This is a genomic window from Terriglobales bacterium (genome assembly GCA_035764005.1).
Taxonomy (GTDB): domain Bacteria; phylum Acidobacteriota; class Terriglobia; order Terriglobales; family Acidobacteriaceae; genus Gp1-AA112.
Map to the genome: position 1 here is coordinate 112,528 of DASTZZ010000111.1, position 15,679 is coordinate 128,206.

Consider the following 15,679-nt stretch of genomic DNA (forward strand, 5'->3'; position numbering starts at 1 on the left):
GCGCTAAAGCGCGGTTTTCACTGGCCTCCGATAGACGCACGGCTGCGCCGTGCGCCCCCGACTCAACTCGGGGGCTTCCGCCCAAACCACGACTCGAACCTGAAACATCTTTAATCCATCTCGCGCATCCGCATCGAACCCGGGCCTGACGAAGGCGCTCCGCCTTCGGCTGCGTTCTGCTCTTTTTGCCAATCCTGCTCCGAGATCACCTCGATGGGCAGCAGTTTCTTTGTTATCAGCTTCTTGTTCATCGAAAGCTCAGGCGTGACCAGTTTCTGGAATTCGTTGATCACGTCTTCGAGTTCACGGCCGAGCACATCGGTGCGGGCGACCTGCGAATCCGTGGGCTTGCCCTCGTAGCCGTTCACGTCGCTGTAGAGGCCGGCGAGGAATTCGCGCAAGCGTTCTTCGCCGGTGATCGCGCCGCCTTCTTTCGTGGCCACAATCTTGCCACGAATCACGTCCACATCAGCGGCTAGCTTCGTAAGCCGCTGCTTGAGCGGATCGTTGTTCTTGAGCTGACTTGCATCGCGATTTGCTGTATCACGAACATTGACAATCGCGTCTACTGCCCAGCTCATATGGTTGAGAAGGGCGGACAGTTTGGTCGCGAGATCGAACTGCGCCTTACGATCTTCAACCGTGTACTTCGCCCGGGGATCCAGCACCACGTTGATCTTTTCGGTGTAGGTTTTGTCACCCTTCGTCATCTTCACCGTATACGTGCCGGGAAGAACGCGCGGGCCAAACGCGGCTCCAAATGCCGCACTAGCTGCTGGTGGAACTTTCGGCGGCTTCAGGTGCATCGACCAGGTCACGCGATTCACGCCGCGATGCTTGCTGGTGTTGACCGAATCCACGAATTTGCCCTGATCGTCGAAGATCTCGATCTTCAGGTCGCCGAAGATGTGGCGCGTGCGCTGATAGTACGGAATCGTCGCCTCTTCCGGACGATTCTGCCCGTTGAACGAGTTCGCGCCTTCGGGCCACCCGCCTTGGGTCTCCATCCACTGCACTGCCGGCGGGGTCGGCAGGAATCCCGCGTCTTCCTGCATGATCTGCGGCGTCAGCGCGCGCAACGGAGAGATGTCGTCGATGATCCAGATACCACGCCCGTGTGTGGCCAGCACAAGATCGTTGGTGCGCGGCTGAATTACAAGATCATCAACCGGAACTGCCGGGAAGCTGCTGCCTTTGTACTGCGCCCAACGCTCGCCGCCATCGTTGCTGACGAAGAGCCCAAATTCAGTTCCAAGAAAAAGCAGGTTGGGACTGACCAAGTCCTCCTTTATGACGTGTGCCCAGCCGCGCACTCCGCTGTCGTTCGCGACGATCGACTTCCACGTTTTGCCGAAGTCAGAGGTTTTAAAAACGTGCGGAGTCATATCGCCGTACATATGACGATCGACTGCGGCGTATGCCGTACCCTCATCAAAGCGACTGGCCTCAACCCACGCTATCCATGAGCCTTGTCCCGCTTCGGAAACATTTCCGATGACGTTCGTCCAGTTCTTGCCGCCATCGCGAGTCACTTGAATATTTCCGTCGTCGGTTCCCACCCAGATCACTTGGCCATTCTTCGGAGATTCAGAAATCGAATAAATCGTCGTGTTCATCTCCGCCGCGGAGTTATCGACGGTGATGCCGCCGGATTCCTCCTGCTTCTGCTTCTCCGGGTTGTTGGTGCTTAGGTCCGGGGAGATGCGCTCCCATGATTGCCCGTGATCGCGCGAGCGAAAGAGGAACTGCGCTCCGAGATAAAGAGTGTTCTTGTCGTTCGGGCTTACCTGGATGGGAGTGTTCCAGTTGAAGCGCAGCTTCTTCTCACCATATTGCGGATACGGTTTGATTGCGCGCGTCTCGTGCGTCCAGCGATTCACGCGTCCGATCTCGCCGCCCTGCGCTTCAGCGTAGAGGTAATCGCGATCCGACGGATCCTCCCACATCCAGAAGCCATCGCCGCCGTACATATTTTCCCAACGCGAATTGCTCACGCCGCCGGGGTAAGATGAATCACCCACCCACGAGCTGTTGTCCTGCAGTCCGCCGTAGACGTGATAGGGAATATTGTTGTCGACGCTCACGTGATAGAACTGCGAGATTGGCAGGTTCATCTGGTGCTCCCATCGCGATCCGCCATCGAAGCTGCGCCATACACCCCCGTCGTCGGTAGCAAAGACCGTGTTGGTGTCGTTGGGATCGATCCAGACGTCATGAAAGTCGCCATGCGCCTGATTGGAAACTGCGCTGAAGCTCTCGCCGCCGTTCACGCTCAAGAGCAGCACCAGATCAACTTTGAAGATTTTGTTTTCGTTCTTGGGATCGACGATCAGGTTGGCAAAGTAGAACGGACGCCACACCATGTACTGACTGGCATCGAGCTTCTTCCAGCTTTGTCCGCCATCGTCGCTGCGATAGAGCGCGCTGGCTTTGCACTCAATCATCGCGTACACCGTCTGCGGTTTCGACGGAGCTACCGCAATAGCAATGCGCCCGTATGGTTTCGCAGGCAGGCCTTTGGCGTTGCTCTCATTGATCTCGCTCCAGTGCTCGCCCCCATCGGTCGATTTGAAGATGCCGCTGCCCGGACCTCCTGAACGGAACGTCCAAGCTTGACGGCGGAAGTCCCACGTAGTGGCGTAGATCGTGTTCGAATCCTGCGGACTCGCCGACATCTGTCCGCAACCGGTCGAGCGATTCGCTCCGGCGAGCACCTTGCGCCAGTTCTGCCCGCCATCCGTCGTTTTGTAAACTCCGCCGGCATCGTTGTCCGCGAATGCCGATCCAGTGGCGCAGACCAAAACGGAATTTCCGTCTTTGGGATTCACGAGAATCTTGACAATGTGCTCAGTGTCCTTGAGTCCAACGTTGTTCCAGTTCTCGCCGCCGTCGGTCGATTTGTAAATCCCGTCGCCGATGGAGACGCTGTTTCGCATCCAGCTCTCACCGCTACCCGCCCATACGATTTTTGTATTCGTGGAATCGACCGCAAGGGCGCCAATCGATTGCACATCCGGCTGGTCAAAGACCGAACGGAAGCTGCTGCCGCCATTCACCGACTTCCACACGCCGCCACTCGCGGCGCCTATGAACACCGTAAGACGGCCGTGATCGCTATAGGCGGTGACTGCAGCGACGCGTCCGCTCATCGTCGCGGAGCCGATGTTGCGCGCCGGCAGTCCCGAAATGGTACCGGCATCGAAGCGCACGGGACGGGGCTGCGGCTGCTGCGCGAAAACACTGATTGGAACTACAAGAGCAAGAAGGAATAATTGAGAACACAAAAGAAAATGCTTTCTGCGGCTAAACATCATTGTCTGGCATTCCTCTCGGTAGATAGGGCGATTCTTTTGACTTGTTGACGAAACAGGCGACACGCATATGACCAACTCGTTCCTTCTATACGCACTGTCATCCGTCGCGTCGCTGCGAAGCAGTATCGAATCGGGAACAACTGCCTTTGCGACGCGGGGGATCTGCTGTTCGTGCGAGTGAATTCAACAGCAGGTCCCCCGCGCAGCAAAAACAACTCTCCAGCATCCTCACTTTTATGGCGGCTGCGCGAGGGATGACAGTTCCTGGAGATGTTGCGGTTGCATTTCGCCGTAACGTTCATCTAGCGACTTTCGTTAGCTATTTGAGTCCCGGTTTCGACCCTGCAGGCTTCGCCGGCGCGGCGGGCGCGCTCGGCATCTTGAACTGGGTATCGGGGATATCGACGTTGGCTTCCATTTTCTCGATGGTGACTGTCCCTTTCTGGTTCGGACGGTTCTTGGGGCCGCTTGAGATCGAAAACGGGAAGTAGACTCCGTTCACCTGTTTGTACGACCCAAGATCGGTCTGCGTCTCGCGGACGGCGCCGCGGATGAACTGCTGGCGATCGGTGCGAATCTCGATGTAGGTATCGGGATCGAGATACATGTAAACGATGTCGCCGTTTTTTAATGTGACCTTCAGCCGATAGACGTCGTCGCCATCCACGGTATCGTGACCGAGATACTCAACCGTGTTTCCTTTTTCCTTGTAGTCGACCAACGGTCCGTAGAAATCGGCATCTTCGCTGATATCGCGCAGATCGTCTTCACCCAACATCTCAGGGTCGCGTCGGCCCTCGAACGGCGAGATCTGCCAGCCGACGTTGCCGTCGTAGGCCTGAATTTGCGTCATGCCCTGAATGGTGAACATCTCGCGCAGATCGTCTGGAGCCTTAGCTTCTTCCGCAACCTGAGCAGTGAAGCTGCCTTGCTGATATTTGCCGGAAAACTTCAGCGACTTGATGGCCTTGATCTTCTCCAGACCGCCCTTGGCCTGAAGGTTCTTGGCCACAAGCTCATCGGCAGTTTGGGCCGACAGAACGGTCGTGCCGCAGGCGATCGCCAGCACCAGACCCAGTCCTTTACGCATCAGAATTGCTCCTTCATTAGTACGGCGAGTGTGCCGCCTTCGACTCGATTCAGTTGTGAAAATTGAAAACGGGAAAGTGTACATCAAGGGAGCAAGTTGCTCGTCGCAAATGCGATGGGACTCGTCCCATGCTGTGAAGCTTACCGGGGCGGAATTGAAGGCGGGTTTACAACCTCGCCGTTTTCACCGAAAACGAGGCAAGCCAATTGTCGTTTTGTCTGCACGAGTTTCGCAGGAGTGTTGGCAGCTAAGAATTTTCGAGCAACCTGAAAGAAGTGCTCTTTATCGCTGACTGAAGTGGGCCTTCCGCCGTTGCGTTTGAAACGTTCTCTCTTCCTCATGCTGAAAAGACTTAGAAAATTGTACACATTCCGATCTTACCGATGACCGATCGCCCAATTTCCTCTCGGCGTATCATTAGATTTAACTCTGACCCAACCTTCCCCGGTCACAAGAGCCATCGGAGCAGTCAATGGCGGTGAAAACCGATTTTGAGTATCGCGTAACGGAAACGCGTGCGCAGCAGCTCGAGCTGCAGCCGAATCGTGGTGTGCCTCTCAATCTCGACTGGGTGGAAGACGTCCGCATAAATACCAGTGCCGTCGAGCGACGCGCCGAGTCGCTGACTAAGCGGCGCACGGTGAAGAAAGATTGGCAGGCGGCATGGCTGCTGCGCGCGATCTCGTGCATGGATCTCACTACGCTCTCCGGCGACGATACCGAGCAACGCGTCCTTCGACTTTGTGCTAAGGCGAAGCAACCCGTCCAGCACAGCATCATGAAGCAGCTCGGACTGGAAGATTTCCGGCTCAAAGTGGCCGCGGTATGCGTTTATCACAGCTTCGTTGAGACTGCGTTGCGCGCGCTTGAGGGTACGGGCATCAATGTAGCTGCTGTCTCGACCGGATTTCCTGCTGGACTTTCACCATTGGCGGAGCGCGTAGGGGAAATTCGCCGCTCGGTAGCTGCTGGAGCGCAGGAGATCGATGTGGTCATCACACGCGCACACGTCTTCGGCGGCCGATGGCAGGCACTCTTTGACGAGGTTGCAACATTCAAAGAAGCATGCGGCAAAGCGCACATGAAGGTGATCCTCGGGACGGGCGATCTGGTGACGCTGCGCAATGTCGCTCGTGCCAGCAAGGTTGCCATGATGGCAGGTGCAGATTTCATCAAGACCTCGACCGGAAAGGAAAGCGTGAATGCCACTTTGCCGGTAGGTCTGGTCATGGTTCGTGCCATACGCGAATACGTCGCGCACACCGGCATGGCGGTGGGATTCAAACCTGCAGGCGGCATCCGCACCGCAAAGCAGTCGCTCGATTGGCTCGCGCTTATGAAAGAAGAACTGGGAGATCGCTGGCTCGATGCAAGTCTGTTCCGCTTCGGCGCAAGCGGAATGCTCGCCGACATCGAGCGGCAGCTCGAATACTACGCAACCGGACGTTACTCGGCGGATTACAGGCATCCGATTGCGTGAGGAAAGACACTAGCATTCAGCAATCAGCATTCAGCACTCAGGGTTGCTGACGGCTGATTGCTGATGGCTGACTGCTAATTTCATGTCTAAGATCGCGGAAAAATTCGCCACCATGGAGTACGGCCCGGCGCTGGAGGATGCGAAAGAGGCGCTGAGCTGGCTCGATCGCCACAAGCGGCACTTTGGGCACTTCATCAAAGGAAGCTGGCAGGAGCCGGTCGAGGGAGAGTACTTCGATACCACCGATCCGTCGACAGGTGACAAGCTTGCGGCCGTCGCTCAAGGGAGCGCGAAAGATGTAGATGCGGCGGTGAAAGCGGCGCGCGCAGCTTTCCCATCGTGGAACTCCCTCACAACGCATGCGCGAGCTCGCTACCTCTATGCTCTCGCCCGGCAGATACAGAAGCATTCGCGGCGGCTCGCGGTTTTGGAGACGCTTGACAACGGCAAGCCGATCCGGGAAAGCCGCGATATTGATATTCCGCTGGTTGCGCGCCACTTCTATCATCACGCCGGGTGGGCGCAGATTCTCAACGAAGAATTTCCCGGCTACGAAGCTTGCGGCGTTGTAGGACAAGTGATTCCATGGAACTTCCCGCTGCTCATGCTGGCATGGAAGATCGCGCCGGCTCTTGCGACCGGCAACACCGTTGTCTTGAAGCCCGCGGAGTTCACGCCGCTCACGGCTCTGGCCTTCGCGGACATCTGTCACGAGATTGGGTTGCCGGCCGGCGTGGTGAACATCATCACCGGCGATGGCCGCACGGGAGAGGCGCTGGTTAAGCATCCCGATGTAGACAAGATTGCCTTCACCGGCTCAACTGAGGTTGGGCGCGCGATTCGCAAAGCCACCGCAGCCAGCCACAAGAAGCTTTCACTTGAACTCGGCGGCAAGTCTCCGTACATCATCTTCGATGATGCCGATCTCGACAGCGCAGTAGAGGGACTGGTCGATGGGATCTGGTTCAACCAGGGACAGGTCTGCTGCGCGGGCTCGCGTCTGCTGATGCAGGAGAGCGTTGCCGATGCATTGGTCAACAAGATTCGGGCGCGGATGGAGACTCTTCGCGTAGGTGCGCCTCTGGATAAAGCCATCGATATCGGGGCGATTGTCGCTCCCGTTCAGCTCGAACGCATTCGCCGTCTGGTCGATCAAGGCGTTGCCGAGGGAGCGACCTGCTGCCAGCCCGGAACGCAGCTTCCCATTAAGGGGCTGTATTATCCGCCGACGCTTCTCACGAATGTTCATCCCAGCTCAACGGTGGCGCAGGAAGAGATCTTCGGGCCCGTGCTTGCGGCCATGACCTTCCGCACATTGCGCGAGGCCGTCGAATTGGCAAACAACACAACGTACGGCCTGGCCGCGAGCGTTTGGAGCGAGAACATTAACGTCGCTCTCCAGGTCGCCTCGCACATCAAAGCCGGCGTGGTCTGGGTGAACAGCACGAACCTATTCGACGCGGCCTGCGGCTTCGGCGGCTATCGCGAGAGTGGCTATGGACGCGAAGGCGGACGCGAAGGGCTGCTCGAGTACCTCGAGCCATCTTGGTTCAAGAGAGCTCCGCTGCTGCTAAAGAGCACGAAAAATGTGGAGCAGCAAGCAGGAGACGAAGAACCCTCGCCCGGCATTCCAGGCATCGACAGAACGGTGAAGCTTTACATCGGCGGCAAACAGGCTCGTCCCGATTCGGGATACAGCTTTCCGGTGTATGGAGCTGACGGTGCACTGCTCGGCGAAGCACCACTGGGAAATCGTAAAGATATCCGCAATGCAGTTGAAGCTGCGCGCAAAGCCGAATCCTGGGAAAAGGCGACTGCACACAATCGCGCTCAGATCCTGTACTACATGGCCGAAAACCTGTCGCAACGCGCGACAGAAATTGCTGCGCGATTGGCGCGAGCTGTAGGCGAAAAGCAGGCCTCGGCCGAGGTTGAGCGCAGCATCGAGCGCATCTTCTCTTATGCGGCCTGGGCAGACAAGTTCGATGGGGCGGTGCACAATCCACCGTTCCGCAATGTTTCCATTGCGATGAATGAGCCGATTGGGACGGTAGCAATTGTCGCTCCAGCAGAAGAGCCTCTGCTCGGATTCCTTTCCCTCGTCTTGCCGACGATTGCAATGGGAAACACCGTCGTAGCGATTCCGTCCGAACGTTATCCGCTGATTACCGGCGACTTGTACCAGCTCTTCGATACCAGCGATCTCCCGGCAGGCGTGGTGAACATCGTCACGGGACGAGTCGCGGAACTCACGAAAGTTCTGGCCGAGCACGACGACGTCGATGGCGTCTGGTGCTTCTCTGACGAAAGCGCGGCTGCGCAGGTAAAGGCACTGTCAATCGGAAATCTGAAGCAGGTCTTCACCAATGAAGGTCGCGCTATCGACTGGTTCAAGAACGATCAAGCCGAGGGCCGCTGGTTCCTTCAGCATGCAGTACAAGTGAAGAACATCTGGGTGCCATACGGAGAGTAACGCAAGCGGCGAGGATCGCGGGCTCATTGTCGATGAAAGGTCCAGCTCCCAAGCACGATAAGGGTGAACACATTCAGCGTGTTCGCCGGATTTGTATGGCCCTGCCCGGAACAACCGAAAAGCTGTCGCATGGTGAGCCTACGTTCTTTGTAGCCAAGAAGGTCTATACCATGTTTGCCGACAACCATCACGACGATGGCCACATTGCCGTCTGGCTGCCCGCCGCGCCGGGAGCCCAGCCAGCCTTAATTCGCCAGAATCCCAAGGCTTACTTCAAGCCTCCTTATGTAGGCGTGCGCGGCTGGATCGGTGTCAATCTCGATCACCTTGATGAGGATGAATTGGGCGCCCACATCCACGAAGCGTGGCAGATGGTCGCCTCAAAAAATGCGAAGAGACGCGGGGTGTAGCGGTGCTTGCTTTGCCGTTCGCACCATTGAGTTTCTTTGCCTGCTGCGAAAATTCCCTGTTCGGTGCTCCAAAATCCCTGGGGCTCGGGAATGTAGTCGCGCCTTTCGTCTAAGTCATATCCGATCAGCGGCAATACCGGCGTTTGTGAAGAATCCCTGCTCATTCGCTGTTAGTTCCCTGCCCTGCAGAAAAATTCGTCAAATTTCGGCAGAAACACGCAATTTCGCGAAATCCTGAAGAAAGTTCCCTCTATACTTCGCTGTTAACGATTGGAATGGGAACTTCGGGGGCGGAACAAAGCGAAGATCGCCGCGACAATCAGGCCGTCTTGGTAACAACTCGCGCCTGGGCGGCTGGAGAGATGTACTTCCCCCCTACGGAGTTCATGCGAATGCGGAGTAGCTCGCCGAGCATTCGCGTACCGTCACGCATAGGGCTGATCTTGGAGCGATGATCGTGGGCCCACGAGACCGGGACTTCCGCCACACGCAGTCCATAGCGACGAGCCAGGAAAAGGATCTCGGGATCAAATCCCCAGCGTTCAATCTTCATATTTGGGAAGATCGTCGTAACAGCCTTCCGATTGAAGGCTTTAAACCCGCACTGGGTATCAACATACGAGAGTCCAAGAATCATGCGCAGCGCCCCATTGAAGGCTCGTCCGAGCATGCGACGATGCAGCGGCTGCTTTCGCGTCTGCAGCTCGCTTTGCAGATAGCGGGAGCCAATAGCAACATCCGCCTGGCCACTCTCGATTACAGCGAAAAGCTTGTTCGCTTCCTCGATCGGAGATGACAGGTCGGCGTCAGTAAAAAGCAGCACCTGCCCCGAAGCATTCAGCATTCCGTTGCGGACACTATATCCTTTGCCGCGATTGCCCGGATTCTCCAGCACACGGATGATGGGATTCCGACCCGAGTACTCCTGAACGACCTCGGACGTGTTATCGCGGGAACCGTCGTTGACCACGATAACTTCTGCCGACCATCGCGATTCGGCGATGTAGCTAAGAATACGGTCAAGACTGGCGCCGATACGTTCGGCCTCGTTATAAGCCGGGATGATGATGCTGTAGAAGGGGGCGGGCATTGGTGCCAATCCGGTACCTGAGACTTAGACGCTCACGATTGTACGTCAGTTGCTAAGGAAGTGGGATGGAATCAGTCCCGCTTTCTGTAACTTATGACCTAAGTGGGAATGATGCGGGCAACCTGCTCGGGAGTTGGTACCACACCTCGTCTTTAGGCCGCGCGGCGCTTTGCTTCCAGCATGCTGAAGAATTCGCGAACGAGTTCGTAGTCCCAAAGTCCGCGTTTGGCTTCGCGCAGCATCGTCTCTTTGGCTTGAGCGGTTGGGAGTGCAGGCTTATAAGGACGAGCCGTGGTGAGCGCATCGAAGACATCTACTACTTGGAGAACTCGCGCTAGGACGGGAATGTTGTGACCTTCGAGCCCGTCCGGATAGCCCGACCCGTTCCAGTGCTCATGATGGTGACGAATAATCGGAAGGACTTTGCGGAAAGATTTCAGCGGTTGGCAGATGGTTTCGCCATCGACGGGATGCTGCTTCATGATGTCCCACTCGTCACGGGTAAGCTCTGAGCCTTTCTTGAGGATTTCATCCGGTACCTTGATCTTGCCAAGATCGTGGAGATACCCCCCGCGTTCGAGCGCAATGATGTTCTCATTATCGAAGTGGAGATGCCGCCCGAGGGCACTGGCATAGTGCGCGAGTCGGGAGCAATGATCGCCTGTGAATGGATCCCGGGCCTCTACACCCAGAGCCAGCGTAAACAGGACCGATTCCGCGTTCTCAAGCTCATCGGTAAAATGCTTGAGCTTCAGCAGGCTCTTGACGCGGGCATATAACTCTTCTGGATAGAGCGGCTTGGAAAGAAAATCGTCGGCTCCGGCCTCAATGCCGCGGATGCGGTCGGCGCGGTCGCTGAGTCCGGTGATCATGACTACCGGAATAAGCCGAGTGGCGGGATCTTCTTTTAATTCCCGGCACAAGTCATAGCCAGACCGACCCGGCATGATCACATCCAGCAGAATTAAATCGGGTCTCTCCGCATGAATAGCTTCGATCGCTTCGTCGGCGTCAGAGGCAGTCGTAACGTTGTATCCGCGGGAGGTGAGTAGCTCGCGGACCAGCAGAAGGGTGTCGAGCTTGTCGTCAACTACCAGGATTGTCTGTAACTTGCGCGGCGTGCCGCTGCGAGAGCCCTGGAGCATGGATGCCATCTACTGATGTGAGGGCAAATGTGCATCTCTGAGTTGCACAATCGCGCCTCAAGACTGAATTACTATTGTGCCAGCACCGCCGAACGACTGGACAGCCAAGTTTACCTTAATACCAACATGCGCAATAGCTTCCTGGTCGCTATCTGCTTCGTAATTTCAACCGCAACTCTGGCTCATTCCGCCAAAGCGCACCTCGTCACCTTTGGGCCCTGGATCAAAGTAAAGCTATTCCTCGGGCCTGAAGCCGACCGCGTTCAGGACATGAGAATCCGTTCGCTCAACGTTGATGGACGCTCGCGAGAGTTCACGATCGATCAGCCGCACGATGTGACCGACCGCGTCTTCGTAGTTCGTCGCGCCTATCGCATGAACGACGCGCTTACCTCGCGCCCGGACTGGAAATGGCAGCGCGATGGCTGGCTTCTGGTGGATCGCAGCTCGGGGAGGGTGTCGAAGATCAATCTTCCCGACTTCGATCCTTTTTATTCTGTCGTGAGCTGGTTCCGCGACTACGCGGCTTATTGCGGAGTCACCGACCGACAGAAGCTCTATGCGGTTGTAGCGCAGCTAGGCCAACGTAAGCCGGTGCTTCGGACTCCGCTCGGACAAGCCAGAGGCGGCGACGATCCCGATTCGGAATGCAAAGCGCCGGTCTGGCAGAAGCAGCCGGTGCGAGTGACCTTTGAACCGCTGAACGGCGAAAAACGCAGCTTCTCCGTTCGCGGCCGGTCCACTGAACCCGAGCAGGCGGAAGATCAACCCGAGCAGAAGGAAGGCGAGAAGCCGCAATAGCCGTTGCTTGTATGGAACCGCTCGAGACCTACCTTCATGAAGCCGAAGTTGCGCATGGCCATTTATGCGCCGGACAAGTTCTAGGCGTGCGCATGGCAATGGCCGGTCTCTCCCGATTGGGGATTCACGACGCTCGCGGTGCTGATCGCAAGCGGCTGGTCACATACGTCGAAATCGATCGCTGCGCAACTGATGCAATTGGCGTTGTCACCGGATGCCGTCTGGGCAAGCGCGCGCTCAAGTTTTTCGATTGGGGAAAAATGGCAGCCACGTTCGTGGATCTCGAATCCGGACGCGCAATTCGCGTCTCAGCAAAAGAATCATCGAAGGAAGCGGCTCGGCGCCTCCATCCAGAGCTTCAGAGCAAGAACGAGCAGCAAATGCTCGCATATCGAGAAATGAAAGATGAAGACCTCTTTGATTTTCAGAACGTGAAGGTAGAGGTCCGCCCCGAAGATCTGCCCGGATTCAAAGCGGAAAGAATCGTCTGCTCAAAATGCGGCGAGGGCATCAACTTCCATCGCGAAGTCAGACGGGGGGATCAAATCCTTTGCCGCGCCTGCTCAGGTGACAGCTACTACACGCTAATTGGAAGCTAAGCGGAATCTCCGTGACCTCCGCCGTTTACCTCCGTGACCTTCGTGTTCGCTCTTGGGGTTTGAATCGAACTCAGCCATCAAGCATCTACATGGCCATGCCAGACTTTGCCCTGCTCGATTCTGCTCTTCCAGCGCAGCCTTCTCTTCAGTCGTCTATCCCAATTCCTGAAGACATTGAAATCCTTGACAGTTATTCGCGCGCAGTAGTCTCGGCCGTCGAGAAGGTTGGCCCTGCGGTGGTTCACATCTCCGTACGCCAGCAGAGTTCTGCACGCAATCCGCAAAGTGAACGCGGAGGCAGCGGCTCGGGGTTTGTCTTCACGCCCGATGGCTTTGTCCTGACGAACAGCCACGTGATTCATAACGCGTCGGAGATCATCGTCACTTTCCTAGACGCGCAGACCTGCCGCGCCACTCTGATCGGCGACGATCCCGATTCCGATCTCGCCGTGCTTCGCGTCGATGTATCCGGTCAACTTCCGTTTGCCGCGCTGGGCAGCCGCCGCCCGCTCGTAGTTGGACAAGTCGCCATTGCCATCGGCAATCCTTTGGGCTTTCAGCACACCGTTACCGCGGGCGTGGTGAGCGCGTTAGGACGCAGTATGCGCTCGCGGACTGGCCGGCTAATCGATAACGTGATTCAGACCGATGCGGCACTAAATCCCGGCAATTCGGGCGGTCCGCTGGTGAACTCGCGCGGCGAAGTCATCGGCGTGAACACGGCGACGATCATGGGCGCGCAGGGAATCTGCTTCGCCATCGGAGCGGACACGGCACAATTCATCGCTGTCCGCCTGATCCGAAACGGGAAGATCGAGCGTAGCTACATCGGCGTCGCCGGACAGGATGTTCCGATTCATCCGCGCATCGTGCGCCACTATTCACTGAAGGCGAGCACGGGAGCGATGGCGATTTCAATCGAGCCCCGCTCCCCAGCTGAAGCGGCAGGCCTGCGGGAACGAGATGTAATCATTGGCTTCGGCCGCAGTTCCATTTCGGGCGTCGATGACCTCCATCGACTGCTCACCGAAGTCGCTCCCGACGAGTCAATCGAAATAACCGTGCTTCGCGGCACAGAGCTGGTCAAGCTGCAAATTCGCCCTCAACCGAGACTCGCATAACGTGGAGCCGGACGCCATCGCCCGGCTGTTAGGAATTTCGCGATTTCCTGACCTCGCGATGTCGTAGCCGAAAGCCGGCGGCCGGTAGCGTCTTCGGTGTTGCTGTTGCCGTTGTTTTGGCTGGAAGCCGGTAGCTGGTAGCTCGCCGCTTCGTTTTGGCTGGCAGCTAGTAGCTAGCAGCTCAGCAGCTTGTTCTCGCTGAGTGCCGAATGCCCGGCATCCTGAGCGCAGGAGGGTCTACCGCGACCTCATCAGCGGCGGAAACCGGGGCCCCCAAGAACTCGGTTTTGTTCTTGGGGTGGCAAACCGGAGTCGAAGGATCTTTTGTTTGCTGTTGCCGTTGTCTTAGCTAGCAGCTAGTAGCTCAGCAGCTTGTGTCCTGCCATTGCGGGGGAGCAGTTCAAGCCGTCCCAACCGCTGCCTCTACCTGCTCGACAGCCTCCGCCGACGCATGGAATATCCCGAATTGAAACGGACCGTTCTGGAACACGCGCGGGAGTGGACGCCGCGCAACATCCTCATCGAGGATCGAGCCTCGGGTACGCAGCTCATCCAGGAACTCCGGCAGGAAGGACTGTCCACGCTCACGCGCTGCGACTCGAAGGAGGAGAAGATCGTGCGCATGTCCACCGCCAGCAACCTGATCGAGAACGGGCAGGTCTATCTGCCGGAGAAAGCGCCGTGGCTCTCACAGTACATCCACGAGCTGGTCACGTTCCCAAATGGGAAACACTTCGACCAGGTCGATTCCACGTCGCAGGCCCTGCGCTGGTTCAAAAGCCGCGCCTTCTTGTCCGGCATTCAGCAGTACTACAAAGACGAAGCAACAATCGCAAACTACAGGCGAGGACTCATCAAGAAAGAAGACGTGCCGGAGCACCTCTGGAAGCGTCTCGATGAACCACCGCCACCGCCGCGCGGCCCGTACGGGCTATGGTAGTGATGGCTATGAGAAGCCACGAAGCCACGGAGCCACGAAGCTTCGAAGCTGAAAGGCAAAACAGAAATAAGTTGCGGATTGCCGACTGCCAAGTGCCGGAGGCACGAAATGTGAAAGCCCAGGACAAAGTCCTGGGAATGGAGACACATATAGAATTCAAGTCCCGGAGGGACGACATCTAGATTCCATGGGACATTCCTATTCCAACGTCCTCGTTCACATTGTTTTCAGCACCAAGAATCGCGCCAAAATCATTCCGCGCGATCACCAAGAAGACCTTTGGCGATACATGACCGGTATCGCTAAGAGCGTTAAGGCCAACGTTCTCGCCATCGGCGGCATGCCCGACCACATTCACGCGTTAGTCGCCCTTCCAGGAACGATTGGTCATTCGACTCTTATCCAAAAGATCAAAGAAAATTCATCGAAATGGATGGGCTCCAAGTTCGAGTGGCAGGAAGGATTCGGTGCATTCAGCGTGAGCGATTCACGCCGCGACGATGTGATTGCATATATCCACAATCAGGAAGAGCATCACAAGAAACGCAATTTCGAAGAGGAATTCATTGCGTTGTTGAAGGCGCACAACGTCGATTACGATCCGCGGTACGTGTTCGGATAAGCGTTGGTGTCGTCCCTCCGGGACTCGGGATCTCTGTTATCCGTCACCCAGGACCTTGTCCTGGGCTTTCACATGTCGTGCCTCCGGCACTAGGCTCGTGACTCCGCAGCTCGGTATATGCCGAGTGCTGAGTGCCGAATGCCGCTCTTCGGGTCTTGTCGTTGATTTTTTGGCTAGCAGCTAGTAGCTAGCAGCTCAGCAGCTTGTTTTGTGTCATCAAAACCAAACCGAGGATGGCCTCACCCTCTTCTTCACCCACCCTTGCAAAAGCGGCAGGGATGGGCACCCGGCCTCAGCCACGGCTCACATAAACGTGGAGCCGGGCGCCCTCGCCCGGGTGTTGGGAATCTCGCGATTTCGTGATTTGGCGATGTCGTGGTTTCCCAATCGCGGAAAGCTTGAGCTGCCCAGTTGTATCGTCAGACGGAAGTAGGCAGATCAGGCTGTCCCGCTCCGTTTCCGGAAGTAGGCAGATCAGGCTGTCCCGCTCCGTTTGCATGGTAACGCGGTTTGTCGCTGACGCACTCGGGGTAAGAACTGTGTCACCCGAAGCGTGTGAACAACTCGTCCGCGACGCAGTCGCAATTCTGAAAT

Annotated in this window: 12 protein-coding genes; 8 read left to right on the forward strand and 4 right to left on the reverse strand. The window is 56.9% G+C overall.

All coding sequences use genetic code 11. The features are described 5' to 3' along the window. Positions 1–110 precede the first annotated feature (110 nt). Positions 111–3,209 (reverse strand): glycosyl hydrolase, encoded by a 3,099-nt coding sequence (locus tag VFU50_18575; GenBank protein ID HEU5234869.1) that lies wholly within the window; start codon positions 3,207–3,209, stop codon positions 111–113. Positions 3,210–3,633: 424 nt separating this feature from the next. After that, positions 3,634–4,404, reverse strand: a complete 771-nt coding sequence (locus VFU50_18580; GenBank protein HEU5234870.1) for a hypothetical protein — start codon at positions 4,402–4,404, stop codon at positions 3,634–3,636. Positions 4,405–4,876: 472 nt separating this feature from the next. On the opposite strand from VFU50_18580, the gene deoC reads away from it, so the two are divergent. The 3 genes from deoC (at position 4,877) to VFU50_18595 (ending at position 8,767) form a co-directional block, all read left to right on the forward strand. Next, entirely contained in the window at positions 4,877–5,884 is a 1,008-nt protein-coding gene (gene deoC / locus VFU50_18585) for a deoxyribose-phosphate aldolase (GenBank protein ID HEU5234871.1), read from the forward strand. An 82-nt stretch (positions 5,885–5,966) separates the two neighbouring features. Continuing rightward, the gene (locus VFU50_18590) at positions 5,967–8,357 is read left to right on the forward strand and encodes an aldehyde dehydrogenase family protein (GenBank protein HEU5234872.1); all 2,391 of its coding nucleotides are present in this window, start codon (positions 5,967–5,969) and stop codon (positions 8,355–8,357) included. A 32-nt stretch (positions 8,358–8,389) separates the two neighbouring features. Then, the gene (locus VFU50_18595) at positions 8,390–8,767 is read left to right on the forward strand and encodes an MmcQ/YjbR family DNA-binding protein (GenBank protein ID HEU5234873.1); all 378 of its coding nucleotides are present in this window, start codon (positions 8,390–8,392) and stop codon (positions 8,765–8,767) included. Between the two features lie 319 nt (positions 8,768–9,086). Here the strand turns inward: VFU50_18595 and VFU50_18600 are convergent, their stop codons facing one another. Continuing rightward, positions 9,087–9,857 (reverse strand): dolichyl-phosphate beta-glucosyltransferase, encoded by a 771-nt coding sequence (locus VFU50_18600; GenBank protein HEU5234874.1) that lies wholly within the window; start codon positions 9,855–9,857, stop codon positions 9,087–9,089. 152 nt (positions 9,858–10,009) lie between these two features. Next, entirely contained in the window at positions 10,010–11,011 is a 1,002-nt protein-coding gene (locus VFU50_18605) for an HD domain-containing phosphohydrolase (protein HEU5234875.1), read from the reverse strand. Positions 11,012–11,128: 117 nt separating this feature from the next. On the opposite strand from VFU50_18605, the gene VFU50_18610 reads away from it, so the two are divergent. From VFU50_18610 to tnpA, 5 genes are all read left to right on the forward strand, one after another. Then, positions 11,129–11,803: a hypothetical protein gene (locus VFU50_18610; GenBank protein ID HEU5234876.1), complete on the forward strand. Its 675-nt coding sequence runs from the start codon at positions 11,129–11,131 to the stop codon at positions 11,801–11,803. Positions 11,804–11,814: 11 nt separating this feature from the next. Continuing rightward, on the forward strand, positions 11,815–12,402 hold the full coding sequence (locus VFU50_18615) for an FmdE family protein (protein HEU5234877.1): 588 nt from the start codon (positions 11,815–11,817) through the stop codon (positions 12,400–12,402). A gap of 95 nt (positions 12,403–12,497) precedes the next feature. Then, positions 12,498–13,523, forward strand: coding sequence for a trypsin-like peptidase domain-containing protein (locus VFU50_18620; protein ID HEU5234878.1), 1,026 nt, complete (start codon positions 12,498–12,500; stop codon positions 13,521–13,523). Positions 13,524–13,908: 385 nt separating this feature from the next. Beyond that, complete coding sequence (gene terL, locus VFU50_18625; protein HEU5234879.1) at positions 13,909–14,463, forward strand: phage terminase large subunit; 555 nt, start codon at positions 13,909–13,911, stop codon at positions 14,461–14,463. Between the two features lie 187 nt (positions 14,464–14,650). Then, complete coding sequence (gene tnpA, locus VFU50_18630; protein ID HEU5234880.1) at positions 14,651–15,085, forward strand: IS200/IS605 family transposase; 435 nt, start codon at positions 14,651–14,653, stop codon at positions 15,083–15,085. Positions 15,086–15,679: the final 594 nt, after the last annotated feature.

What these genes read in the sequence shown, in the direction of transcription:
- VFU50_18580 (HEU5234870.1), bottom strand. Translation starts at nt 4,404, where the DNA reads ATGCGTAAAGGACTGGGTCTGGTGCTGGCGATCGCCTGCGGCACGACC.
- deoC (HEU5234871.1), top strand. Translation starts at nt 4,877, where the DNA reads ATGGCGGTGAAAACCGATTTTGAGTATCGCGTAACGGAAACGCGTGCG.
- VFU50_18590 (HEU5234872.1), top strand. Translation starts at nt 5,967, where the DNA reads ATGTCTAAGATCGCGGAAAAATTCGCCACCATGGAGTACGGCCCGGCG.
- VFU50_18595 (HEU5234873.1), top strand. Translation starts at nt 8,390, where the DNA reads ATGAAAGGTCCAGCTCCCAAGCACGATAAGGGTGAACACATTCAGCGT.
- VFU50_18600 (HEU5234874.1), bottom strand. Translation starts at nt 9,857, where the DNA reads ATGCCCGCCCCCTTCTACAGCATCATCATCCCGGCTTATAACGAGGCC.
- VFU50_18605 (HEU5234875.1), bottom strand. Translation starts at nt 11,011, where the DNA reads ATGGCATCCATGCTCCAGGGCTCTCGCAGCGGCACGCCGCGCAAGTTA.
- VFU50_18610 (HEU5234876.1), top strand. Translation starts at nt 11,129, where the DNA reads ATGCGCAATAGCTTCCTGGTCGCTATCTGCTTCGTAATTTCAACCGCA.
- VFU50_18615 (HEU5234877.1), top strand. Translation starts at nt 11,815, where the DNA reads ATGGAACCGCTCGAGACCTACCTTCATGAAGCCGAAGTTGCGCATGGC.
- VFU50_18620 (HEU5234878.1), top strand. Translation starts at nt 12,498, where the DNA reads ATGCCAGACTTTGCCCTGCTCGATTCTGCTCTTCCAGCGCAGCCTTCT.
- tnpA (HEU5234880.1), top strand. Translation starts at nt 14,651, where the DNA reads ATGGGACATTCCTATTCCAACGTCCTCGTTCACATTGTTTTCAGCACC.